The following is a 21,507-nucleotide window of genomic DNA, read 5'->3' as shown; positions in this document are numbered from 1 at the left end:
TGTGCAGGCAGTTGGCCACCATTTAACCGGTCGATGCCGCATGGAGTAGATAACCAGCTAGATAAGGCACCCGCGATGCGCACGAATTTGCCGGTCACCCAACAGGGCCGTACCTTCAAGGAAGAAGAGCGACTCATCTCCACCACCGATCTGCAGGGGACCATCACCTACTGCAACGAGGCGTTCATCGCCATCAGTGGCTACACCCGGGAGGAGCTGATCGGCAGTCCGCACAATCTGGTGCGCCATCCCGACATGCCGCCGCCGGTGTTCGGCCACATGTGGGCGACCCTCAGGGAGGGCAAGCCGTGGATGGGCATCGTCAAGAATCGCTGCAAGAACGGCGACTTCTACTGGGTCAGCGCCTATGTCACCCCCATCCTGGAACAGGGCCGGGTCAGCGGCTACGAATCCGTCCGCTCGCTGCCCAGCGCCGCCGAGATCCGTCGCGCCAGCGAACTCTATGCCCGCCTCAACGCCGGCCAGGCGCCGCTTGCCCTGACGCGCCGCCTGGGCAGTGCCATCGCCGCCTGCTGGTCGTCGGTGGTGGCCGGTGGCGTCATCCTCGGCGGTCATTTCGCGTTCGCCGAGCCGGTGCAGACCGTGGCCATCATCGCCGCCCTGCTGGGGGTCAGCGCCCATCAGCTGCATCGGCAGCGCGCCAGCATCGAGCGCATCCTCGCCGACCATCCCAAGCTGTTCTCCAGCGCCATCGTCGCGCCCACCTACAGCGATCAGGTCGGGGCGGCGGCCCGCCTGGACCTGGCCCTGCACAGCGAATCGGCCCGGTTGCAGACCGCCCTGACCCGCCTGGCCGACGTCGGCGACAGCGTGCGCCAGAAAGCGCGCGAATCCTCCCAACTGGCCCAGTCCGAAGCCGAGCTGCTGGAGCAGCAGCGCCACGAGACCGACCAGTCCGCCGCCGCCATCACCCAGATGACCTCCACCATCCACGAGGTCTCGCAGAACGTCCAGGAAACCGCCCAGGCCGCCGCCAACGCCGAAAGCCTGGTCCATTCCGGGCGCGACAAGGCCGAGGAAAGCCTGACCTCCATGCGCGAACTCGGCGCGGCGGTCAGCGACATCGGCCAGGCCGTGGGGGAGCTGGCCAGCTCGACCCAGAGCATCGGCAGCGTCGCCGACGTCATCACCGCCATCGCCGAGCAGACCAACCTGCTGGCGCTGAATGCCGCCATCGAGGCGGCGCGGGCAGGGGAGGCCGGTCGCGGTTTCGCCGTGGTGGCCGACGAAGTCCGCTCGCTGGCCTCGCGCACCCGCGAATCCACCGAGCAGATCCACCAGATCATCGCCAACCTGCAGGCCAGCGCCGACCGCGCCGTGGCCACCGCCAGCCGCGGCGAGGAGACCTCGCGCCAGAGCGAGCGCCATTCGGCGGCGGTCCGCGAGTCGCTGCAGGGCATCAGCGAATCGGTCAGCCTCATCACCGCCATGAGCCAGCAGATGGCCACCGCCGTGGAAGAACAGAGCCACGTCTCCGAGGACATCAATCGCCAGATCAGCCGCATCGCGGAGTTGTCCGACCATAGCTCGGCCCAGGCCCGCCGCGGCTCGGAACTCAGCCGTGAGCTGGAAGGCATGTCCGACTACCTGCACGACCTCACCGCCCGCTTCAATCGTTGAGAGCCTTTTCATAATCTGCTGCGCGTCGGCCACACTGCGTTGAAAAGGCCTTCGGAATGCTCATTTACCACTTGTAAACTCCGCTTCCTCAGGCCTTTTCGCCTTGTTTGGCTCTAGCTCGCTATATTATGAAAAGGCTCTGAGGTGTCTGCGGGCCGCTGGCGGCGATCCGGTATGATCGCCGCCGTCATCCGTTGCGGAAAGCCCGATGTCCCGTCCCGCCTGCGCCCGCTGCCAACGACCCCTGTCGCTGTGCCTGTGCGCCCTGATTCCTCGCCTGGAAAGCCGTACCCGGGTGCTGCTGTTGCAGCATCCCAGCGAGCGGCGCCATCCGCTGAATACCGCGCGGCTGGCCGCCCTGGGGCTGGTCAATGCCCAGCTCGAGATCGGCGACAAGTTTCCGCAGCTGCCGCGCTGGCTCGAGGGTCATGAGCCCTGGCTGCTGTTCCCCGGGCCGGCAGCGGTCAGCGTCGATCAGCTCCCCTCGGCCGCCCCGGCCGAGTCGCCGCGGCTGCTGGTGATCCCCGACGGTACCTGGCGCAAGGCGCGGCTGCTGCTGCACGCCAATCCGCTGCTGGCGGCCTTGCCCAGGCTCACCCTGCCGACCGGGCCGGCTTCCCGCTATCGGGTGCGCAAGGCGCCGGCGCCGGAGGCCCTGTCCACCGTGGAAGCGGTAGTGGCCGCGCTGAATGTCCTGGAGGCGCCAAGGTGCTTCGACGCCCTGCTGGCCCCCTTCGAGGCGCTCATCGATGGCCAGATCGCGGCCATGGGTGCGGAAACCTTTGCACGCAATCATGGCGGAGGAATGGCGCCCGACTAGGGAATTACCCGCGCCGCGCACGACTCTACCGAGGGAGTCAGCAGAGGAGTCTCGCCATGCCCCGCTTAACGCCCCATCAGGACGATCCCGTCGCCGCTCTCGCGGTCTTCATCGCGCCCCGCGCCGGGGGTGAGCCCGACCAGCCCGATCCCGCGCCCATCCAGCCCGGCGAGCCGGGAGAACCGACCCTTCCCGACCAGGCGCCGCCCACCCCCATGGCCCGCGCCGCCTGACAAGGCGCCACAAAAAAGGGCGATCCTCTTGGATCGCCCTTTTTGCAGGTCAGGAGGCGACTAGCGCCGCGTCTTCTGCTTGAGCAGATAGATTGTAACCGCGGCGCAACTGACGAAGGCCGCCACCCGCGCCCAGACGTAGGGCACCAGCCAGCAGGAAAACCCCACGCTGATCCACATGGCGACGATGGCGTAGACCTTGCCCTTAAGCGGGATGCCGTCGCCTTCCAGGTAGGGCTTGACCCAGGGGCCAAGCCATTTGTGGTTGATGAGCCACAGGTAGAAACGCTCCGAGCTGCGCATGAAGCAGGCCGCGGCCAGCAGCAGGAAGGGCGTGGTGGGCAGCAGCGGCAGGAAGGCGCCAATGATGCCCAGCGCCACGCTGAGCCAGCCCAGCCCCAGCAGCAGGTAGCGGACCCAGCCCTTCTTCTGGCGAGGTCTGGGGGTAGCACTGTCCATCGCTCAGTGACGCGGCTTGAGCAGCGCCGGCTTTTCTTCGGGCGAATGACAGAGCAGGAACAGCTGGGTCAGCAGTTCCGGGATCTGCACCATCATGTCATCCACCAGGCGCCGGTCCTGGGCGATCTCGGCGAATTCGGGCTGTTCGTCGAACAGGCCGGAACCGACCATGATCGGTAGCAGCAGCTCGCTGACTTCGTCTTCGGCGTCTTCGAACCACACGGCTTCGCGCAGGAACACGCCTTCCATGAAGCCGATGCACCAGCCGCGCAGCTCGGAATCGTCCGGGTCGGGGCCGAGCTCCAGGTCGCAGGGCAGGTCCAGCTCTTCATCGCTGCCGAGGATGCGCAGGATATGAGCCTTGAGCTGCACCAGGGCACGCTCGATGTCTTCCTGCTGGGCGGCGTCGCGATACTGCGGCGGCTCGGCGAAGAGGGCATCGATCCACTCGCGTTCCGGTACCTCTTCCGGGCAGATGGACAGGGCGGTCAGGTAGCCGTGGGCGGCTACGTAGTCGAGCGCTTCTTCGTGCAGATCGTCTGCATCGAGAAAATCGCGCAGACGGGTCAATTGTTCGGCGAAGGACATCGGCTACTTACCTCGGAAAGGATTCGAAAGGGCAGAACGGCCGGAATTGTAGACGAGCGCCGGAACCACGTCGAACCTGGCCACCGCTGCCCGGCCGGCGGAAAAGCACCGCCGCAGCGAGCCCGGCATCCGTATAATGGCGCTTCCATTCGAGGAGGCTTCATGTCAGAACCCGCGCTGCGCATCCTTAAAGACGTCTTCGGCTACGACGCGTTCCGTGGCAACCAGGCCCGGATCATCGAGCGCGTGGCCAGCGGTGGCGATGCGCTGGTGCTGATGCCCACGGGGGGCGGCAAGTCGCTGTGCTACCAGGTTCCGGCCCTGCTGCGGCCCGGCGTGGCGGTGGTCGTCTCGCCCCTGATCGCGCTCATGGACGACCAGGTCGCCACCCTCCTGGAGCTAGGGGTGGCGGCTACCGCGCTCAACTCCACCATGACCAGCGAGCAGCAGCGGTCGGTCGCCGCGCAGCTGGAGCGCGGCGAGATCAAGCTGCTCTATCTCGCGCCCGAGCGGCTGGTCCAGCCGCGCATGCTGGACTTCCTCAAGCGCCTGCCGATCGCCCTGTTCGCCATCGACGAAGCCCACTGCGTGTCCCAGTGGGGCCACGACTTCCGGCCGGAATACATGCAGCTCGGCCAGCTGGCGGAGCATTTTCCCGGCGTGCCGCGCCTGGCGCTCACCGCCACGGCGGACTCCCGTACCCGCGAAGAGATGGCCACCCGCCTGCACCTGGAGCAGGCCGAGCGCTTCCTCTCCAGCTTCGACCGCCCCAACATCTTCTACCGCATCGTACCCAAGGAGGCGCCGCGCAAGCAGCTGCTGGCCTTCCTCGCCGAGCGCCGCGGCGATGCCGGCATCGTCTACTGCATGTCGCGCAAGAAGGTCGAGGAGGTGGCCGAGCAGCTCAGCGGCCAGGGCTTCCCGGCGTTGCCCTATCACGCCGGCCTGCCCAACGACGTCCGCGCTGCCAACCAGAAGCGCTTCCTCAACGAGGAAGGGCTGATCATGGTCGCCACCATCGCCTTCGGCATGGGCATCGACAAGCCCAACGTGCGCTTCGTCGCCCACCTCGACCTGCCCAAGAGCCTGGAGGCCTACTACCAGGAAACCGGCCGCGCCGGCCGCGATGGCCTGCCGGCGGATGCCTGGATGGCCTACGGCCTGCAGGACGTGCTGCTGCTGCGGCAGATGATGCAGAACTCCGAAGGCGACGAGCGCCACAAGCGCATCGAGCGGCACAAGCTCGAAGCCATGCTGGCGCTCTGCGAGGAAACCCGCTGCCGCCGGCAGGTCCTGCTGGCCTATTTCGACGAGCACCTGCCGCAGCCGTGCGGTCACTGCGACAACTGCATCGACACCGTGGAGACCTGGGACGCCACCGAGCCGGCCCGCCAGGCCCTCTCGGCGATCTACCGCAGCGGGCAGCGCTATGGGGTAGGGCACCTGGTCGACATCCTGCTGGGGCGCGAGACCGAAAAGATCACCAGCCTCGGCCACCAGCGCCTGGCGGTGTTCGGCCTGGGCAAGGCGCGTGGCGAAGACGAGTGGCGCACCCTGTTCCGCCAGCTGGTCGCCCGCGGCCTGGCCGAGGTGGACGTCGATGGCTATGGCGGGCTGCGCCTGACCGAAAGCTGCCGGCCCCTGCTGCGCGGCGAAGTCCGCATCGAATTGCGCCGCGACCCCAAGCCGCAGCGCGGGCGGGGCACCAGCGGCGGCTCCTCCGCCAGCGCGGCCAGCCAGCTGGTGCGCGCCGACGAGCGCGAACTGTGGGAGGTCCTGCGCACCCTGAGACGCAAGCTGGCCGAGGAGCACTCGGTGCCGCCCTACGTCATCTTCCCCGATGCCACCCTGCTGGAGATGCTGCGCAGCCAGCCACGCTCGCTGGACGAGATGAGCCACGTCAGCGGCGTCGGGGCGCGCAAACTGGAGCGCTACGGCCAGGCCTTCCTCGATGCCCTCACCGGCGGCGACGCCGCACCGCCCCCGGTCACCGACGTGCGTCACGAGGTGCTGACCCTGGTGCGCGCCGGCATGACGCCCGAGCAGGCGGCGCGTCAGCTCAATTGCTCGGAAAAGAATGTCTATGCACTATTGGCCGAGGCCATCGCCCAGCAGCAGATCGCCCTGGAACAGGCACTGGACCTGCCCGAGGATCTGCTCGCGGAAATCCAGGACGCCTTCCTTGAGGACGAGGGCGAATTACCCCCGGTAGCCCAGGTCGCGCCCCGCTTCGACGGACGCGTGGCGAGCGGCGCGCTCTACTGCGTGCGGGCGGCCTTGCAGGCCGAATTGGCTGACTAGTGAGGCATGGCGGTTGCTCCGGCGTGCCTACAACCAGAATAATGAGAAAATCCAAGTATAAGGTTTAGCCTGAATGACTACCGATCCACACCTGTTCGGCCGACAGATCTTTCACGTCTCCCGTGCCTGGCGCGCCGAGCTCGACCGCCGCCTGAGCCACCTGGGGCTGTCGCAGGCCCGCTGGCAGGTGTTGCTGAACCTGGCGCGGATGAAGGGCGTGCAGCCGACGCAGCGCGAACTGGCCCAGAGCATCAGTATCGAGGGGCCGACCCTGGCACGCCTGCTGGACGGCCTGGAGAAGCAGGGGCTGGTCAAGCGGCTGGCGGTCACCGAAGACCGCCGCGCCAAGCGCATCATGCTCACCCAGGAGGCCGGCCCGCTGATCGAAAAGATCGAGACCATCGCCGAGGCCCTGCGCAAGGAGCTGTTGAGCGGCCTGGACGACGAAGAGATCGCCATCTGCCAGCAGGTGCACCAGCGCGTCCTGGCGAACCTCGAGCGCGGCTGACCACCGTCTGGCGGCTCGCCTGGCATGCCCGCTGGAACCAGGAGCCGCCGCGGAAGGGCAGCAAGGCGTCTGGCACCTAGCCTGACGCCGGTCCGCGTTCCACACCGCCCATGGGCTGCGACGACCATCGGTTTGCCGTCTGTCGGTATCGATGCTACGTTCCAGCGTAGCGGGGGCGATTTTTGTGAGCTACCGCGCTAAAACACTGGTTTCAACGAATACCTGAAGCAGCGGTATCCATGGTCGCGAAACGCCGTCCCCTTGCCCTTTTCATTCTGTCGGCTGCCACGCTGGCGAGTCTTCCCCAAGCGGCGCTGGCACTCGGCCTGGGTGGTATCACGCTTCAGTCTTCGCTCAACGAGCCCCTGCGGGCGCGGATCGAGCTGGTCAACCTCGGCGACGCCGATGCTGCCGACTTTCGCATCCACCTGGCGCCGAACGACGCCTTCGACCAGGCCGGGGTCGACCGCACCCAGTTCCTGAGCGATCTGACGTTCACGCCGCACCTGCGCACCGCCGCGGGAAGCTATATCGAGGTGACCTCCCGCCGCTCCCTGGTCGAGCCCTATCTGGGCTTCATCGTCCAGCTGGAGCAGCCGGGCGGCAAGCAGTTGCGGGAATTCACCCTGCTGGTGGACCCGCCGCGTCCCGCTGGCCTGCCGCCCAGCGTCGCCAGTACGGCGCCGGCCCGCCTAGCGCCGGTTTCCGCGCCGTCGGCCGTCCCGGCCGCGCGCGCCGTGGAGCGCCAGCCCGCAGCCGCCGCGCGCCAGCCCGACCTGGCCCCTTCGCCAGGTCTCGCCGCGGGCGAAGGCGTCTACCAGACCCGCCCGCGGGATACCCTCTGGAGCATCGCCAAGCGCCTGGGCCCACTGGCCAATCGCTCGGCGGAGCAGTTGATGGCCGATCTCTTCGCCCTCAACCCGACGTCCTTCGCCAACCAGGATCCCGGCCGCCTCAAGGCGGGTCAACGCCTGCGCTTGCCTGCCGGGGTCAGCGAGCCGGCGGCGACCCCGCCGGTCGCCGCCAAGCCGACAACCGCGCCTGCGCCTGCACCCGCCGTCCTGCCGCCGCCAGCGCCGCCGACCACGAGTGCCCCGGCACCGATCGCCGCGGCACCTGCCGCCCCGGTGGCAGCCTCGCCGGCCCCGACGCCCGAGGTCGCGGCGCCGGCGGCGGCGGTTGCCCCCCAGCCGGCGAGCAGTACCCCGGAAGATGCCAAGCCCTTGCTGGTGACCCAGGACCTGGGCCGCCAGGTCGGCGACCTGGAAGGGCAGCTGACCCAGCTGCAGGAAAGATACGACGCCGTGCTGGCGCAGAAGGAAGCCCTCATCGCGCAGCTGGAGCAGGATCGTGATGGTCTGCAGCAACAGCTCAAGCAGGCGCGTTCGGTGGCCCTGGCGCCCCCGGCGCCTAGTCCTGCGCCCGTCGCCGACACGGCTGCTCAGCCCGCGGCACCCGCCGCCACCGCTGCCCCTGCGGGGGACGGCGACGCGGGGCTGCTTTCCCTGCGCTCGCTGTTACTGGGCGGCGCAGCGGTGATGCTGGCCCTGGCCGGGGTGCTCTGGTGGCGCCGGCGGCAGGCGGATGACGAGGTCATGGTCATCGAGGACGAGGATATCCCGGGCGAGACGGCCGAACCCCTGCCCGAACCGGTACTGGTGGCCACCCAGCCCGCCGCCACGCGGGCCAAGCCCGTGGTCGCCGCCGGTGCGCCGCCGGTCGATGACCACGCCGGTCGCGCGGAAATCTATCTGGCCTACGGTCGCTACGGCCAGGCGCGCGAAGTTCTGGAAAGTGGTCTCGCCGAAGACGAGCGGCGCCAGGATCTGCGCCTGTTACTGCTGCGGGTACTGGCCACCCTGGGTGAAGCCCAGGCGTTCGGCGAGCACGAACAGCGTTTCCTGGCGCTCGGTGGGGCCGCGGCGAGTCTGGTCGTCCTGCACGCGCAGTTTCCCGGGATGTCCGCCACCCCGATGGACGAGCTGGCCGCGGACGATCTCGACCTCGACCTGCCGGCCTTCGAGGCGCCCGCCAGGGAGTGGTCGGCGGAGTTGCAATTCGAGACCCCAGCGGCGCCTGCGCCGGTGACCGAGGAGCATTACGACCTGGACCTGGCCGACCTCAGTCTCGACGAAGCCATCGCCCTCACCGAGGAGCTGGACGCTGATTCCGGCTGGAAGCAGGCCGACGCCCTCGAGGTCACTCTGGAAGACGATTTCCCCGAGGGCCTGGGTGAGTTGCCGGGCGTCCTGGAACTGGACCTCAGCCTCGACGAACACTTCATGGCCGACGACATCACCCGGCGCTTCGCCGAGGCCGAGGCCAGCCTCGACCAGGGCGATGTCCAGCACGCCACGTCGCTGCTGCAGGAAATCGTCAGCGAAGGTAGCGACAGCCAGCGCGAGCGCGCCGAGATCCTGCTGGCCCGTATCGCCTGACGGCGGGCGTGGCGCGGAAGACGACCGGGTGCTGTCGGCGGAGCTGTTCCGCCGTGGCAGCGAGCCAGGCGGCTGGCGTGGCGTCGGTCCGCGCCACTGTCCTGCCAGGTGTCGCCGCGCCTGGCCTAGTCGATCCGCCAGGGTGTCTCCGCTCCTGCTGGCGCCTCTTCCTGAAGCCCTTGTCAGAAGCTGTTGCCCAGGTTGATATAGAAGGCGTGTTCCCCCTGGTCGCTCAGGCCATAGGTGAACTTCAGCGGTCCGAGCGGGGTGTCCAGGCCCAGGAACAGGCTGGCCGCGCCTATGTTGCCACTGTCGTAGTCGTCGTCGCGGTTCCAGATCCGTCCCTGCTCCAGGCTGCCACCCAGGTAGACGGGGGTATCCAGGGGGAACAGCGATCTCTGGGTGAGCTGGTGGTAATAGATCAGCCGCGCCAGGCCGTAGTTCTGCCCGGACAGGGCATCCTGCCGATAACCCGAGAGTTGCCAGGCGCCGCCCAGCAGGAAGCTGCTGGTGACCACATTGGTGTCGCTGTCGGTGGAGAGCGTCCGACCCAGGCCGCCGCCGAGCACGAAGGTGTTGGCGCCATAGCTGAGCGCCTTGTTCAGGTGCAGGTCGAGCTGTCGATAGCGCGAGTCCGAGCCCAGGCTCGGATCGAACTGCTTGATTGACAGCGCCAGGTCCTGGCCCTCGCGCGGGAAGTTGACGTCGTCCAGATCGTCGAAGGAGTAGCGCAGCTCGTAGAAGCCTTCGGTGAAGGTTTCCTCCGGCGTGTCCCGCGGGCCGACATGCACCTTGGTGCTGCCCCAGTCATGGCCGATGCCCAGGCGTACCTCGGCATTGTTGCCGATCTGCCGGCCCACGTTCAGGCCGAAGCCATAGCGCTCGCGCCGGTATTCGGCGATGGGATCGTTGCGCTCCAGCTGTTCGATGTTGCGCGCCTCGCCGCCGAGGTAGGGCGCGATGAAGTAGCGCGACCCGACGTCCAGCGGCTGGTAGAACTCGCTGTACAGCTCCTGGTGATCGCCGACCTGTACCCGGGTCAGCCATTCGCCGCCCAGCCGGTTGAGGCCGTTGATGCGATAGCTGGCACCGAAGTTGAAGGTGCTGTCGCCGCGCAGGTCGTCCGACAGATTCAGGCCGAGCCGCAGGAAGTCCGTGCCGCTGCGCTTGCCGCGGGCATAGATGACCAGCACGTTGTCCTGGGGGCCGTCGCGGCGGATGCGGTATTCCACCTGGTCGAAGTAGTCCAGGCCATAGAGGGTGCTCATGTCGTCCTGGAGGCGATCGACGTTCAGCGGCTCGCCCAGCCGCTGGCGGATATAGTGGCGGATCACCTCATCCTCGACCTTGGAGTCGTTCTCGATGCGGATGGCGTCGATGATCGGGGTCCGACTGCTCGGCGAGCGAGCCGCCGCCACCGCCGACGATCTTGCGTCCCGCGCCGGCTTGCGCAGCACCGCCAGTTCGCTCGCCATGGCCATGGTCGCGCGGTAACCGGCATCGATCAGCGCCTTCACCTCGGTGAAGTCGGCGCTGGTGTAGCTGGCCAGCGGCGGCTGGATCAGCAGGTCCTGCTTGCCCAGCGTCGCCAGCTGCGCCTGGGAGTTGTTGCGGGTCATCAGGGTGGTGGACTGGTTGAGCACGTCCAGCACCGTGGTCAGGTCCTTGCGCTTGAGCAGCGGGGTGCCGATGTCCACCACCACCCGTTGCGCGCCCATGTCCCGGGCGACATCGATGGGGATGTTGTCGACCATGCCACCATCCACCAGCAGGCGGCCGTCGATCTCCACCGGTGCGAACACCGCCGGGATCGACATGCTAGCGCGGATGGCGCGCGGCAGGTGGCCGTGATCGAAGACCACCTTGTCGCCGGTGGTGATGTCGGTGGCGACCGCGCGGAAGGGGATGGCGAGCTTGTCGAAGTCCCGGGTGTCGCTGGTATGCACGAAGAGCTTTTCCAGCATCATCCCGAGGTTCTGGCCCTGGATCACCCCGATGGGCAGACCCAGGCTGCCGTCGTCGCGGAAGCTGAGCTTCTGCTTGACCAGGAAGTCGCGGTCGTCCTGCTTGCGGCGAAAAGGGATGTCCTTGCGCGGGGGCTGATCCGACAGCACCTGGCCCCAGTCCATGTCCAGGGCGATGCGTTCCAGTTCCTCGGCGCTGTAGCCAGCGGCGTACAGCCCGCCGATGACCGCGCCCATGCTGGTGCCGGCGATGGCATCGACCTGGATGCCTTACTCCTCCAGGGCCTTCAGTACCCCGATGTGCGCCAGGCCGCGGGCGGCGCCGCCGGACAGCACCAGGCCGACCTTGGGCGGCTCGGCGCCCCAGGCCAGGGCGGACAGCAGGAGGCAGGCTACCAGCAGCAAGGAGCGCATAGGTCGGACCACATGGCGGACGGGATCGAGGGCTGCGTATTATAGGGATCCCTGCCGTGCGAGGTGCAGCGTGACCACCGTCAAACCCCTCATCACCATCCAGTACTGCATCCAGTGTCAGTGGTTGCTGCGTTCGGGCTGGCTGGCCCAGGAGCTGCTCAGCACCTTCGGTACCGAGCTTGGCGGCGTGACCTTGCTACCGGGTACCGGAGGGGTCTTCGAGATCGCCTGTGGCGAGGAACTGCTGTGGGAGCGCAAGCGCGACGGCGGCTTCCCCGATGCGAGGACGCTGAAGAATCTGGTGAGGGACAGGCTGTTCCCGGAGCGAGCGCTGGGGCACAGTGAAGGAAAGCGGGAGGATGGCGGGGGTGGCGCCCCCGAAGGGGCGTGAGATCAGGCTTCCGAACTGATCGTTTCCCGCGTATCCGCCGGGCTCACGGCGGTGGCGGGGGTGGCGACGCCGGCCTCGGCCGCGCGGATTTCCACGGCATGCAGACCCTTGGGGCCCTGAACGATGTTGAAGTTGACCGCCTGACCCGCTTTCAGGGTTCGATAGCCGTCCATCTGAATGGCCGAGTAATGAGCGAATAGGTCTTCATCACTGTTATCTGCAACGATGAAGCCATATCCTTTGGCGTTGTTAAACCATTTGACCTTGCCACTGAGCATACCGGCTCCCTCTGCAAAGGACTCCAAGCCTGGAGTATCATTCGACTACAGTTCCAGTGAATCCACACAGGCGCCACTACGACGGAACCCTCTGGTACCCCGTCGGGTACAGGATGTTTGTAACACCCTTTCCGTCTTAGTCAAGGTAAGGCAATGGGTGGCTGAGACGTGGATCAAGCTCTTTTTTCCTGCTATTCATCCCGTAATTCGGAATCGATCAGAATGCGTGCAATCGACCCCATCCGACTGGCGGCGGACGAAAACGAACATCAGGACGGCGACAACGGTGGCCTGGCGGTGCAGGAAGCCAAACCTGCACTAAAACGGCCAGCCAGATATCGCGTTCTGATGTATAACGATGACTACACCCCCATGGAGTTCGTCGTAGAGGTGCTGGAACGCTACTTCAGCATGAACCGCGAAGCGGCCACCCAGGTGATGCTCACCGTGCATACCCAGGGCAAGGCGGTCTGTGGAACATTTACTCGCGATGTCGCTGAAACCAAGGCCATGCAAGTCAATCAATATGCGAGGGAGTGCAACCACCCGCTGCTGTGTGAAATCGAAATCGAAGGTTAGATCTGTGCTGCTTGGGCTACTGTGCTGCTTGGGCTAAGAGGTGAAGCTATGTTGAATCGTGAGCTCGAAGTCACCCTGAATCTCGCCTTCAAGGAGGCGAGGACGAAGCGTCATGAATTCATGACCGTTGAGCACCTCCTGCTGGCGCTGCTGGACAACGAAGCGGCCGCCACCGTGTTGAGGGCCTGCGGCGCCAATATCGATCGCCTGCGCCGCGATCTGTTGGAATTCATAGATTCCACCACGCCATTGATTCCACAGCAGGATGACGAGCGCGAGACGCAGCCGACGCTGGGTTTCCAACGCGTCCTGCAGCGCGCGGTCTTCCATGTGCAGAGTTCCGGCAAGCGCGAAGTGACCGGCGCCAACGTGCTGGTCGCCATCTTCAGCGAGCAGGAGAGCCAGGCGGTGTTCCTGCTCAAGCAGCAGAGCGTGGCGCGCATCGACGTCGTCAACTTCATCGCCCATGGCATCTCCAAGGTGCCGGGCGCAGCGCCCGATGCCGAGCAGGACCAGGAAGCCGCCGAGGAAGAGGGTGCCGAACCCAGTTCCTCCAACAATCCGCTCGAAGCCTATGCCAGCAACCTGAACGAGCAGGCCCGCCAGGGCCGTATCGATCCGCTGGTGGGTCGCGAGCACGAAGTCGAGCGGGTGGCCCAGATCCTGGCCCGCCGGCGCAAGAACAATCCGCTGCTGGTGGGCGAGGCCGGGGTCGGCAAGACCGCCATCGCCGAGGGCCTGGCCAAGCGCATCGTCGATGGCCAGGTGCCCGACCTGCTGGCGGACAGCGTGGTCTACTCCCTGGATCTCGGCGCGCTGCTGGCCGGTACCAAGTACCGGGGTGACTTCGAGAAGAGATTCAAGGCGCTGCTGGCCGAGCTGAAGAAGCGGCCCCACGCGGTGCTCTTCATCGACGAGATCCATACCATCATCGGCGCCGGTGCGGCCTCGGGTGGCGTCATGGACGCCTCCAACCTGCTCAAGCCGCTGCTGTCCTCCGGCGAGATCCGCTGCATTGGTTCGACCACCTTCCAGGAATTCCGCGGCATCTTCGAGAAGGACCGCGCACTGGCACGGCGCTTCCAGAAGGTCGACGTCGTCGAGCCCTCGGTGGACGATACCTACGGCATCCTGCGTGGCCTCAAGGGGCGCTTCGAGCAGCACCACCACATCGAGTACACCGATGAGGCGCTGCGTGCGGCTGCCGAGCTGGCCGCCCGCTACATCAACGACCGCCACATGCCCGACAAGGCCATCGACGTCATCGACGAGGCGGGCGCCTACCAGCGTCTGCAGCCCGAAGATCGTCGTGCCGAGCGCATCGACGTCCAGCAGGTCGAGGACATCGTCGCCAAGATCGCGCGGATTCCCCCCAAGACCGTCAACAGCTCCGACAAGGAGCTGCTGCGCAACCTGGAACGGGATCTCAAGCTGACCGTCTTCGGTCAGGACCTGGCCATCGAGTCGCTGTCCACCGCGATCAAGCTGTCCCGTGCCGGTCTCAAGTCGCCGGACAAGCCGGTCGGTTCCTTCCTGTTCGCCGGTCCCACCGGTGTCGGCAAGACCGAGGTGGCGCGGCAACTGGCCAAGGCCATGGGTGTGGAGCTGGTGCGCTTCGACATGTCCGAGTACATGGAGCGGCACACCGTGTCGCGCCTGATCGGTGCGCCTCCCGGCTATGTGGGCTTCGATCAGGGCGGTCTGCTGACCGAGGCGATCACCAAGACGCCCCATTGCGTATTGCTGCTCGACGAGATCGAAAAGGCGCACCCCGAGGTGTTCAACCTGCTGTTGCAGGTCATGGACCATGGCACCCTGACGGACAACAACGGCCGCAAGGCCGACTTCCGCAACGTGATCCTGATCCTGACCACCAACGCCGGTGCCGAAACCGCGTCTCGGGCGTCCATCGGCTTCACGCTGCAGGATCACACCACGGACGCGATGGAGGTCATCAAGAAGAGCTTCACGCCGGAATTCCGCAACCGCCTGGACACCATCATCCAGTTCGGCCGCCTGAGCACCGAGGTCATCAAGAGCATCGTCGACAAGTTCCTCACCGAACTCCAGGCGCAGCTCGAAGACAAGCGGGTTCAGCTCGAGGTCAGCGACGCCGCGCGCGGCTGGCTGGCCGAGCGAGGCTACGACGTGCAGATGGGCGCCCGGCCCATGGCGCGGCTCATCCAGGACAAGATCAAGCGGCCGTTGGCCGAGCAGATCCTGTTCGGCGATCTGGCCGACCATGGCGGCATCGTCCACATCGATGCGGTCGACGACGAGCTGGAGTTCGAGTTCGAGACCACGGCCGAACCTGCCTGAGGGCAGGTTGCGGTTTACTTCCGCTAACGAAAAAGCCCGGCATAGCCGGGCTTTTTCGTGAAAGGATCCGCTTAGCGAGCGCGGTAGGTGATCCGGCCCTTGCTCAGATCGTAAGGCGTCAGTTCCACGCGGACCTTGTCGCCGGTCAGGATGCGGATGTAGTTCTTACGCATCTTTCCGGAGATGTGCGCGGTGACGACGTGCCCATTTTCCAACTCCACGCGAAACATGGTGTTGGGCAGGGTGTCGACGACAGTACCTTCCATTTCGAAGCTGTCTTCTTTCGACATATATAGAAAAGCCCTCGGTGACAAGATAGGCCCAGAGCAGTCCGGGCGAAAAAGGCCCATATTCTGACAGAAATTCAGAAAAAGCGCTATTTCGTCAGGCCAGGGCGACCCAGCGCTGATTGACGAAGAGCTCGATGGGGCGATACTCGGTCTTATAGGACATCTTGCGACATCCTTTGATCCAGTAACCGAGATAAACCGCGTCCAGGCCGAGGCGGCGCGTTTCGGCGATCTGCCAGAGGATGCCGAAGACGCCCAGGCTGCGCTTCTCCTCGTTGGGATCGTAGAAGGTGTAGACCGCCGACATGCCGTTGGGCAGCACATCGGTGACGGCGATGCCGATCAGCCGGTCGGCGACCCTCAGTTCATAGAAGAAGGCGTAGGGCAGGTTGCTGACCAGGAAGGTGGAGAACTGACCCCGGCTCGGCGGGAACATGTCGCCGTCGGCATGGCGTTCGCTGATGTAGCGGGCGTAGAGCTGATAGCGCTCCTCGGTGAAGCCCGGCTCGCAGCGAGTGACCTTGATGTCGGCGTTGCGCTTGAGCACCCGGGTCTGCTTGCGGCTGGGGCGGAAGCGGGCGACCGGGATGCGGGCCGGAACGCAGGCCTTGCACAGCTGGCAATGGGGTCGGTAGAGGTGGTCGCCGCTGCGCCGGAAGCCCAGCTCCGACAGCTCGGCATAGATCTGGCCGTTCATGGGCTGCGAGGGGTCGAGAAACAGCGTAGTCGCCTGCTCGTTGGGCAGGTAACTGCACGCGTGGGGCTGGGTAGCGTAAAACTTGAGTCTCGCCAGCTCGGTCATGTCGAACCTCTACATAAGCCTAGCCTGAGTGTAAGTCACCCGCTGATGCTAGGCCAGGCGGCCATGCTGGCCTGATCGAGGTATTTGGCCAGGTATTCGGCAAAGCGTTCCCGCGACAGGCTGCTGGCGCCGAGGCTCTCCAGATGTGCGGTGTGCATCTGGCAGTCGATCATCACGAAACCCCAGGCGGCGAGGTCCCGTACCAGGGTGACGAAGCCGATCTTGGAGGCGTTGTCGGCCTGGCTGAACATGGATTCGCCGAAGAACAGCTTGCCCATGGCGATGCCGTAGAGGCCGCCGACCAGGCGCTCATCCTCCCAGACTTCCACCGAGTGCGCCCACCCCTGGGCGTGCAGCTCGCGATAGGCCTGGCGCATCTCGGTGGTGATCCAGGTGCCGTCAGCGTCGCGACGGGGGCCGGCGCAGGCCTGGATGACCTGGTCGAAGGCCTGGTCATAGGTGACCCTCAGTGGGGTCTTGCGCAGGGTCTTCGCCAGGCTGCGGGACACGTGCAGGTCCGGGGGGAAGAGTACCGTCCGCGGATCGGGTGACCACCACAGCAGGGGCTGGCCGGCCTGGTACCAGGGAAAGCAGCCGTGGCGGTAGGCGCTGACCAGGCGCGCCGCACTCAGGTCGCCGCCGATCGCCAGCAGTCCGTTGGGTTCGCGCAGGGCCTGCTGCAGGGGCGGGAAGTCAGGGCTTTCGCGGGTCAGCCATTTCACCATGGTAGGGGAGGGCGCCTTCTGGTGCAGGAAGCTAAAGGTGAGAGCCTTGTGCGTAACAAGCTCAAGAAATCGTCATAACTCTTTGTCAGGACAACGAAAGAATGCTCCAATGTTGTGCCTGAAGGCGGTTCCGGTATTGCCGTCCGCTATCGTGCCATGTTTCGCCCTGGGACTGTAGAACCAGGGTCCGGGCGATCTAGAATGGCGCACTGTTTTAGATTCACGGTCACACGTTCCGTGTGCGGGAAAAGCGCGCTTGAAGCAATCCAGTTCTGCCAGCCACGTCAACCATTGGCGTGAGCATCTGCATTATCGTCTCAAGGAAGTGGTGCTCATCGCACTCGCCGCCCTGTGCCTGTACCTGCTCATGGCTCTGCTGAGCTACGACCCCTCCGATCCGGGTTGGACCCATACCAGCCGCATCGACCAGGTGCACAACACCGCCGGCCGTGCGGGCGCCTGGCTGGCCGACGTCCTGTTCATGGCGCTCGGCTACTTCGCCTTCGTGTTCCCCGTGCTGCTCGCGGTGAAGACCTGGCAGATCTTCCGCAAGCGCCATCTGCCCTGGGAATGGAGCGGCTGGCTGTTCTCCTGGCGGCTGACCGGCCTGGTGCTGCTGGTGATCTCCGGCTCGGTGCTGGCCTATATCCATTTCCACGCGGTCTCGGCCCTGCCGGCGTCCGCCGGCGGTGCCCTGGGTGAAAGCCTCGGGCAACTGGCGGTCACGGCGCTCAATGTCCAGGGCAGTACGCTGCTGTTCCTGGCGCTGTTCCTGCTCGGGCTGACGGTCTTCACCGACCTGTCCTGGTTCAAGGTGATGGATTTCACCGGCAAGGTCGTGCTGGATCTGCTGGATCTACTGCAGGGCGGCTTCAACCGCCTGGCCGGCGGACGCCGGCAGGCGCCGGAACTGGATGACTTCGAAGCGCCCGTGGCGCCACCAGTGGCGCGCAAGGCCAAGCCCCGCGAGGTGCCGGTCGCCGACGAGGAGCTGGACGACCTGCTCGACATCGCGCCGCCGCCGCGGGTGGAGCGCGCCGCGCCACGCATCGAGATGCCCGCGCCCAGCCGGGTCGTGGTCGAATCGGCCGCGACTGCGGCAGCGCCCCTGGCGGCCGCCCCCGTGGCTGCCGCGGCCAGCGTCGCCATACCCGCGCCGGCGCCCCGCAAGGCCGCTCCAGCGCCGGCCGCCTATTCGCCGCCGGTCGCCGTGCCGCGGGTCGACGCCGACCTGGAAGGCACCCTGCCACCGCTGTCGATCCTTGATCGTGCCGAGAAGAAGCAGCAGAGCTATTCGCCGGAATTCCTCGAAAACATGTCGCGCCTGCTGGAGGTCAAGCTCAAGGAGTTCGGCGTCGAGGTGCTGGTCGAGAGCGTCCATCCCGGTCCGGTGATCACCCGCTTCGAGATCCAGCCGGCGGCGGGGGTCAAGGTCAGTCGCATCTCCAACCTGGCCAAGGACCTGGCGCGTTCGCTCGCCGTGTTCAGCGTGCGGGTGGTGGAAGTCATCCCCGGCAAGACTACCGTAGGGATCGAGATTCCCAACGAGGATCGCCAGATGGTGCGCTTCTCCGAGGTCCTCGAGTCGCCCGAGTACGCGGCTGCCAAGTCGCCCGTCACCCTGGCGCTGGGGCACGACATCGGTGGCAAGCCGGTCATCACCGACCTGGCCAAGATGCCGCACCTGCTGGTCGCCGGTACCACAGGTTCCGGTAAGTCGGTGGGCGTGAACGCCATGCTGCTGTCGATCCTATTCAAGTCGAGCCCGGAAGACGCGCGCCTGATCATGATCGACCCCAAGATGCTGGAGCTCTCCATCTACGAGGGTATCCCGCACCTGCTCTGCCCGGTGGTCACCGACATGAAGGAAGCCGCCAACGCCCTGCGCTGGAGCGTGGCGGAGATGGAGCGGCGCTACAAGCTGATGGCGGCCATGGGCGTGCGTAACCTGGCGGGCTTCAACCGCAAGGTGAAGGATGCCGAGGACGCGGGCACGCCGCTGACCGATCCGCTCTACCGGCGCGAGAGCATGGACGACGAGGCGCCGCTGCTGAAGACGCTGCCGACCATCGTGGTGGTGGTGGACGAATTCGCCGACATGATGATGATCGTCGGCAAGAAGGTCGAGGAACTGATCGCGCGGATCGCCCAGAAGGCCCGGGCCGCTGGTATCCACCTGATCCTGGCGACCCAGCGTCCCTCGGTCGATGTCATCACCGGCCTGATCAAGGCCAACATTCCCACCCGGATGGCCTTCCAGGTGTCGAGCAAGATCGACTCCCGGACCATTCTCGACCAGGGTGGCGCCGAACAGCTGCTCGGTCACGGTGACATGCTCTACCTGCCGCCCGGTACCGGCCTGCCGATCCGCGTCCATGGCGCCTTCGTCTCCGACGACGAGGTCCATCGGGTGGTCGAGGCCTGGAAGGAACGCGGCGCGCCCGACTACATCGAAGACATCCTCAGCGGCCCGGACGAGGGCGGCGGGGCGGGCTTCGAAGGCGGCGGTGGCGAGGGCGGCGAGAGCGACGAGGACGATCCGCTCTACGACGAAGCCGTGCGCTTCGTCACCGAGAGTCGCCGGGCCTCCATCTCGGCGGTCCAGCGCAAGCTCAAGATTGGTTACAACCGGGCGGCACGGATGATCGAAACCATGGAAATGGCCGGTGTCGTATCGCCCATGAACACCAACGGCTCGCGCGAAGTCATAGCGCCTGCGCCGGTGAGAGACTGACATCCATGAGGACCTCGATGCGCACCTTGCGTTGCTTCGCCCTGGCGGCCCTGGCCGCCGTAAGCTTCTCCGCCCATGCCGACCAGGCGTCGGTGGGGCGCCTGTCGCAGCTGCTGGACAAGGCCCAGACCCTGACCGCGCGCTTCTCTCAGCTGACCCTCGACGGTTCGGGGACGCGGCTGCAGGAAACCGCCGGCAACATGAGCCTCAAGCGTCCCGGGCTGTTCCGCTGGCACTCCGATGCGCCCCAGGAGCAACTGCTGGTCTCCGACGGCAAGCAGGTCTGGCTGTACGATCCGGACCTCGAGCAGGTCACCATCCGCAAGCTGGACCTGCGCCTGACCCAGACGCCGGCGTTGCTGCTGTCGGGTGACATCTCCAAGATCGAGAGCAGCTTCGACGTCTCCAGCAAGGACGCCGGCAACGTCGTCGACTTCGTGCTCAAGCCCAAGACCAAGGACAGCCTGTTCGACAGCCTGCGGCTGTCCTTTCGCAACGGGGTGATCAACGACATGCAGTTGATCGACGGTGCCGGTCAGAGAACCAACATCCTCTTCTTCAACGTCAAGCTCAACGAGCCGGTGGCCGCGTCCCAGTTCACCTTCCAGGTGCCCAAGGGAGCCGACGTCATCCAGGAGTGATCGCACCCCATGGATCTCTTCAGCGCCGCACCCGTCGGGCAGCCCTTGGCTGCCCGCATGCGTCCGGAGACCCTCGATGAATACGCGGGCCAGCAACACCTGCTGGCCCGCGGCAAGCCCCTGCGCGAGGCGCTGGAGCAGGGCGCGCTGCATTCGATGATCTTCTGGGGCCCGCCGGGAGTGGGCAAGACCACCCTGGCGCGCTTGCTGGCGCAGGTTTCCGATGCCCACTTCGAGACCCTTTCGGCGGTGCTCTCCGGGGTCAAGGAAATCCGTCACGCGGTGGAGGTGGCCAAGCAGCAGGCCGCCCAGTACCGCCGGCGCACCATCCTCTTCGTCGACGAGGTGCACCGCTTCAACAAGTCCCAGCAGGACGCCTTCCTGCCCTATGTCGAGGACGGCACCCTGATCTTCATCGGGGCGACCACCGAGAATCCCTCCTTCGAGCTGAACAATGCCCTGCTGTCACGGGCGCGGGTCTATGTGCTCAAGAGCCTGGACGAGGAGGCCCTGGGCGGCCTGGCACGACGCGCCCTGACCAGCCCCAAGGGGCTGGGCGAACGGCACCTGAGCCTGCCCGACGAGGCCCTGGCGTTGTTGCTGGCCGCGGCCGATGGCGATGGCCGGCGCCTGCTCAACCTGCTGGAGAACGCCGCGGACCTGGCCGAGGATGGTGGGGTGCTGGATGCCGAGCTGTTCCAGAGCCTGCTGGGTGACCAGCGCCGGCGCTTCGACAAGGGTGGCGAGGCCTTCTACGACCAGATTTCCGCCTTGCACAAATCGGTGCGCGGTTCGAGCCCGGACGGCGCGCTCTATTGGTTCGCGCGGATGATCGACGGTGGCTGCGATCCGCTGTACATCGCCCGGCGGGTGGTGCGCATGGCCAGCGAGGACATCGGCAATGCCGATCCGCGCGCCCTGAGCCTGTGCCTGGATGCCTGGGACGTCCAGGAGCGCCTGGGCAGCCCCGAGGGTGAGCTGGCCATCGCCCAGGCGCTGGTCTACCTGGCCTGCGCACCGAAGAGCAACGCGGTGTACCTGGGCTACAAGGCCGCCCTGGCCGATGTCCGCCAGAACGGCTCGCGCGAGGTGCCGCTGCACCTGCGCAACGCGCCGACCAAGCTGATGAAGACACTCGGCTACGGCGACGAGTACCGCTACGCACACGATGAACCGGAAGCCTACGCCGCAGGGGAAGACTACTTTCCCGAAGAGCTCGAACCCCGGCGCTACTATGACCCGGTTCCCCGTGGGCTGGAGTTGAAGATCCGCGATAAACTGCAGCACCTGGCGGATCTTGACCGGTCCAGCCCGCGCCAGCGCCGGCGGCGTTCCTGATCTGCCGCGCGCGCCGCCGCCCCCATTCCTAAGCAAGAGACACG

At 66.2% G+C, this 21,507-nt stretch carries 19 protein-coding genes and 2 pseudogenes; 13 read left to right on the top strand and 8 right to left on the bottom strand.

The features are described 5' to 3' along the window. Nucleotides 1–33 precede the first annotated feature (33 nt). From FSV73_RS26235 to FSV73_RS25635, 4 genes and pseudogenes are all read left to right on the top strand, one after another. Nucleotides 34–354: pseudogene (locus FSV73_RS26235) on the top strand (PAS domain-containing protein); the annotation flags it as partial. A gap of 288 nt (nucleotides 355–642) precedes the next feature. After that, nucleotides 643–1,641 (top strand): annotated as a pseudogene (locus FSV73_RS26230) (methyl-accepting chemotaxis protein); the annotation flags it as partial. Nucleotides 1,642–1,849: 208 nt separating this feature from the next. Then, complete coding sequence (locus FSV73_RS21055) at nucleotides 1,850–2,461, top strand: tRNA-uridine aminocarboxypropyltransferase (protein WP_145010997.1); 612 nt, start codon at nucleotides 1,850–1,852, stop codon at nucleotides 2,459–2,461. Between the two features lie 56 nt (nucleotides 2,462–2,517). After that, a complete protein-coding gene (locus FSV73_RS25635; RefSeq protein ID WP_186309302.1) occupies nucleotides 2,518–2,694 on the top strand; it encodes a hypothetical protein in 177 nt (58 codons plus the stop codon). A gap of 60 nt (nucleotides 2,695–2,754) precedes the next feature. On the opposite strand, the gene FSV73_RS21050 is transcribed toward FSV73_RS25635, so the two are convergent. Together FSV73_RS21050 and FSV73_RS21045 are read right to left on the bottom strand one after the other, a co-directional pair. Then, entirely contained in the window at nucleotides 2,755–3,153 is a 399-nt protein-coding gene (locus FSV73_RS21050) for a YbaN family protein (RefSeq protein WP_145010994.1), read from the bottom strand. 3 nt (nucleotides 3,154–3,156) lie between these two features. Then, entirely contained in the window at nucleotides 3,157–3,741 is a 585-nt protein-coding gene (locus tag FSV73_RS21045; RefSeq protein WP_145010992.1) for a YecA family protein, read from the bottom strand. Nucleotides 3,742–3,903: 162 nt separating this feature from the next. On the opposite strand from FSV73_RS21045, the gene recQ reads away from it, so the two are divergent. From recQ to FSV73_RS21030, 3 genes are all read left to right on the top strand, one after another. Beyond that, nucleotides 3,904–6,042: a DNA helicase RecQ gene (gene recQ / locus FSV73_RS21040; RefSeq protein WP_145010989.1), complete on the top strand. Its 2,139-nt coding sequence runs from the start codon at nucleotides 3,904–3,906 to the stop codon at nucleotides 6,040–6,042. A 73-nt stretch (nucleotides 6,043–6,115) separates the two neighbouring features. Beyond that, nucleotides 6,116–6,550, top strand: coding sequence for a MarR family transcriptional regulator (locus FSV73_RS21035; RefSeq protein WP_017641756.1), 435 nt, complete (start codon nucleotides 6,116–6,118; stop codon nucleotides 6,548–6,550). A 239-nt stretch (nucleotides 6,551–6,789) separates the two neighbouring features. Next, a complete protein-coding gene (locus FSV73_RS21030) occupies nucleotides 6,790–8,988 on the top strand; it encodes a LysM peptidoglycan-binding domain-containing protein (protein ID WP_145010986.1) in 2,199 nt (732 codons plus the stop codon). A 182-nt stretch (nucleotides 8,989–9,170) separates the two neighbouring features. Here the strand turns inward: FSV73_RS21030 and FSV73_RS21025 are convergent, their stop codons facing one another. Continuing rightward, entirely contained in the window at nucleotides 9,171–11,219 is a 2,049-nt protein-coding gene (locus tag FSV73_RS21025) for a patatin-like phospholipase family protein (protein ID WP_260856136.1), read from the bottom strand. A gap of 3 nt (nucleotides 11,220–11,222) precedes the next feature. Further along, nucleotides 11,223–11,366: a hypothetical protein gene (locus tag FSV73_RS25860; protein ID WP_260856132.1), complete on the bottom strand. Its 144-nt coding sequence runs from the start codon at nucleotides 11,364–11,366 to the stop codon at nucleotides 11,223–11,225. Nucleotides 11,367–11,436: 70 nt separating this feature from the next. On the opposite strand from FSV73_RS25860, the gene FSV73_RS21020 reads away from it, so the two are divergent. Next, nucleotides 11,437–11,757 (top strand): SelT/SelW/SelH family protein, encoded by a 321-nt coding sequence (locus tag FSV73_RS21020; RefSeq protein WP_145010983.1) that lies wholly within the window; start codon nucleotides 11,437–11,439, stop codon nucleotides 11,755–11,757. A 2-nt stretch (nucleotides 11,758–11,759) separates the two neighbouring features. On the opposite strand, the gene cspD is transcribed toward FSV73_RS21020, so the two are convergent. Continuing rightward, complete coding sequence (cspD, locus tag FSV73_RS25935; RefSeq protein ID WP_145010980.1) at nucleotides 11,760–12,035, bottom strand: cold shock domain-containing protein CspD; 276 nt, start codon at nucleotides 12,033–12,035, stop codon at nucleotides 11,760–11,762. A gap of 222 nt (nucleotides 12,036–12,257) precedes the next feature. Here cspD and clpS point away from each other — a divergent pair, with 222 nt between their 5' ends. Both clpS and clpA read left to right on the top strand, forming a co-directional pair. After that, nucleotides 12,258–12,614 carry an ATP-dependent Clp protease adapter ClpS gene (gene clpS, locus FSV73_RS21010; RefSeq protein WP_145010977.1) on the top strand — a complete coding sequence of 119 codons (357 nt, stop codon included), beginning with the start codon at nucleotides 12,258–12,260 and terminating at the stop codon, nucleotides 12,612–12,614. Between the two features lie 48 nt (nucleotides 12,615–12,662). Continuing rightward, nucleotides 12,663–14,933 (top strand): ATP-dependent Clp protease ATP-binding subunit ClpA, encoded by a 2,271-nt coding sequence (gene clpA / locus FSV73_RS21005; protein ID WP_145010974.1) that lies wholly within the window; start codon nucleotides 12,663–12,665, stop codon nucleotides 14,931–14,933. 71 nt (nucleotides 14,934–15,004) lie between these two features. Here the strand turns inward: clpA and infA are convergent, their stop codons facing one another. The 3 genes from infA to aat all read right to left on the bottom strand — a co-directional run bounded on the left by infA (nucleotide 15,005) and on the right by aat (nucleotide 16,750). Beyond that, entirely contained in the window at nucleotides 15,005–15,223 is a 219-nt protein-coding gene (gene infA / locus FSV73_RS21000) for a translation initiation factor IF-1 (protein WP_002553999.1), read from the bottom strand. Nucleotides 15,224–15,317: 94 nt separating this feature from the next. Next, nucleotides 15,318–16,025, bottom strand: a complete 708-nt coding sequence (locus tag FSV73_RS20995; protein ID WP_145010971.1) for an arginyltransferase — start codon at nucleotides 16,023–16,025, stop codon at nucleotides 15,318–15,320. A 35-nt stretch (nucleotides 16,026–16,060) separates the two neighbouring features. Beyond that, nucleotides 16,061–16,750 carry a leucyl/phenylalanyl-tRNA--protein transferase gene (gene aat, locus FSV73_RS20990; RefSeq protein WP_145010967.1) on the bottom strand — a complete coding sequence of 230 codons (690 nt, stop codon included), beginning with the start codon at nucleotides 16,748–16,750 and terminating at the stop codon, nucleotides 16,061–16,063. A gap of 256 nt (nucleotides 16,751–17,006) precedes the next feature. Here aat and FSV73_RS20985 point away from each other — a divergent pair, with 256 nt between their 5' ends. Genes FSV73_RS20985 through FSV73_RS20975 form a run of 3 tightly spaced genes read left to right on the top strand, consistent with a single transcriptional unit; the run spans nucleotide 17,007 to nucleotide 21,463 of the window. Then, complete coding sequence (locus FSV73_RS20985) at nucleotides 17,007–19,484, top strand: DNA translocase FtsK (protein ID WP_145010964.1); 2,478 nt, start codon at nucleotides 17,007–17,009, stop codon at nucleotides 19,482–19,484. 17 nt (nucleotides 19,485–19,501) lie between these two features. Continuing rightward, nucleotides 19,502–20,125 (top strand): outer membrane lipoprotein chaperone LolA, encoded by a 624-nt coding sequence (lolA, locus tag FSV73_RS20980; RefSeq protein WP_145010961.1) that lies wholly within the window; start codon nucleotides 19,502–19,504, stop codon nucleotides 20,123–20,125. 9 nt (nucleotides 20,126–20,134) lie between these two features. Continuing rightward, a complete protein-coding gene (locus FSV73_RS20975) occupies nucleotides 20,135–21,463 on the top strand; it encodes a replication-associated recombination protein A (RefSeq protein ID WP_145010958.1) in 1,329 nt (442 codons plus the stop codon). The last annotated feature ends 44 nt before the right edge of the window (nucleotides 21,464–21,507 follow it).

Source organism: Pseudomonas oryzihabitans (assembly GCF_007665395.1).
Classification (GTDB): domain Bacteria; phylum Pseudomonadota; class Gammaproteobacteria; order Pseudomonadales; family Pseudomonadaceae; genus Chryseomonas; species Chryseomonas psychrotolerans_C.
This window is presented reverse-complemented; position numbering and strand designations above follow the sequence as displayed.

Excerpts from the sequence above, each read along its gene's own strand:
- FSV73_RS21055 (WP_145010997.1), top strand. The coding sequence starts at position 1,850 with ATGTCCCGTCCCGCCTGCGCCCGCTGCCAACGACCCCTGTCGCTGTGC.
- FSV73_RS25635 (WP_186309302.1), top strand. The coding sequence starts at position 2,518 with ATGCCCCGCTTAACGCCCCATCAGGACGATCCCGTCGCCGCTCTCGCG.
- FSV73_RS21050 (WP_145010994.1), bottom strand. The coding sequence starts at position 3,153 with ATGGACAGTGCTACCCCCAGACCTCGCCAGAAGAAGGGCTGGGTCCGC.
- FSV73_RS21045 (WP_145010992.1), bottom strand. The coding sequence starts at position 3,741 with ATGTCCTTCGCCGAACAATTGACCCGTCTGCGCGATTTTCTCGATGCA.
- recQ (WP_145010989.1), top strand. The coding sequence starts at position 3,904 with ATGTCAGAACCCGCGCTGCGCATCCTTAAAGACGTCTTCGGCTACGAC.
- FSV73_RS21035 (WP_017641756.1), top strand. The coding sequence starts at position 6,116 with ATGACTACCGATCCACACCTGTTCGGCCGACAGATCTTTCACGTCTCC.
- FSV73_RS21030 (WP_145010986.1), top strand. The coding sequence starts at position 6,790 with ATGGTCGCGAAACGCCGTCCCCTTGCCCTTTTCATTCTGTCGGCTGCC.
- FSV73_RS25860 (WP_260856132.1), bottom strand. The coding sequence starts at position 11,366 with ATGCGCTCCTTGCTGCTGGTAGCCTGCCTCCTGCTGTCCGCCCTGGCC.
- cspD (WP_145010980.1), bottom strand. The coding sequence starts at position 12,035 with ATGCTCAGTGGCAAGGTCAAATGGTTTAACAACGCCAAAGGATATGGC.
- clpS (WP_145010977.1), top strand. The coding sequence starts at position 12,258 with ATGCGTGCAATCGACCCCATCCGACTGGCGGCGGACGAAAACGAACAT.
- clpA (WP_145010974.1), top strand. The coding sequence starts at position 12,663 with ATGTTGAATCGTGAGCTCGAAGTCACCCTGAATCTCGCCTTCAAGGAG.
- infA (WP_002553999.1), bottom strand. The coding sequence starts at position 15,223 with ATGTCGAAAGAAGACAGCTTCGAAATGGAAGGTACTGTCGTCGACACC.
- FSV73_RS20995 (WP_145010971.1), bottom strand. The coding sequence starts at position 16,025 with ATGACCGAGCTGGCGAGACTCAAGTTTTACGCTACCCAGCCCCACGCG.
- aat (WP_145010967.1), bottom strand. The coding sequence starts at position 16,750 with ATGGTGAAATGGCTGACCCGCGAAAGCCCTGACTTCCCGCCCCTGCAG.
- lolA (WP_145010961.1), top strand. The coding sequence starts at position 19,502 with ATGCGCACCTTGCGTTGCTTCGCCCTGGCGGCCCTGGCCGCCGTAAGC.
- FSV73_RS20975 (WP_145010958.1), top strand. The coding sequence starts at position 20,135 with ATGGATCTCTTCAGCGCCGCACCCGTCGGGCAGCCCTTGGCTGCCCGC.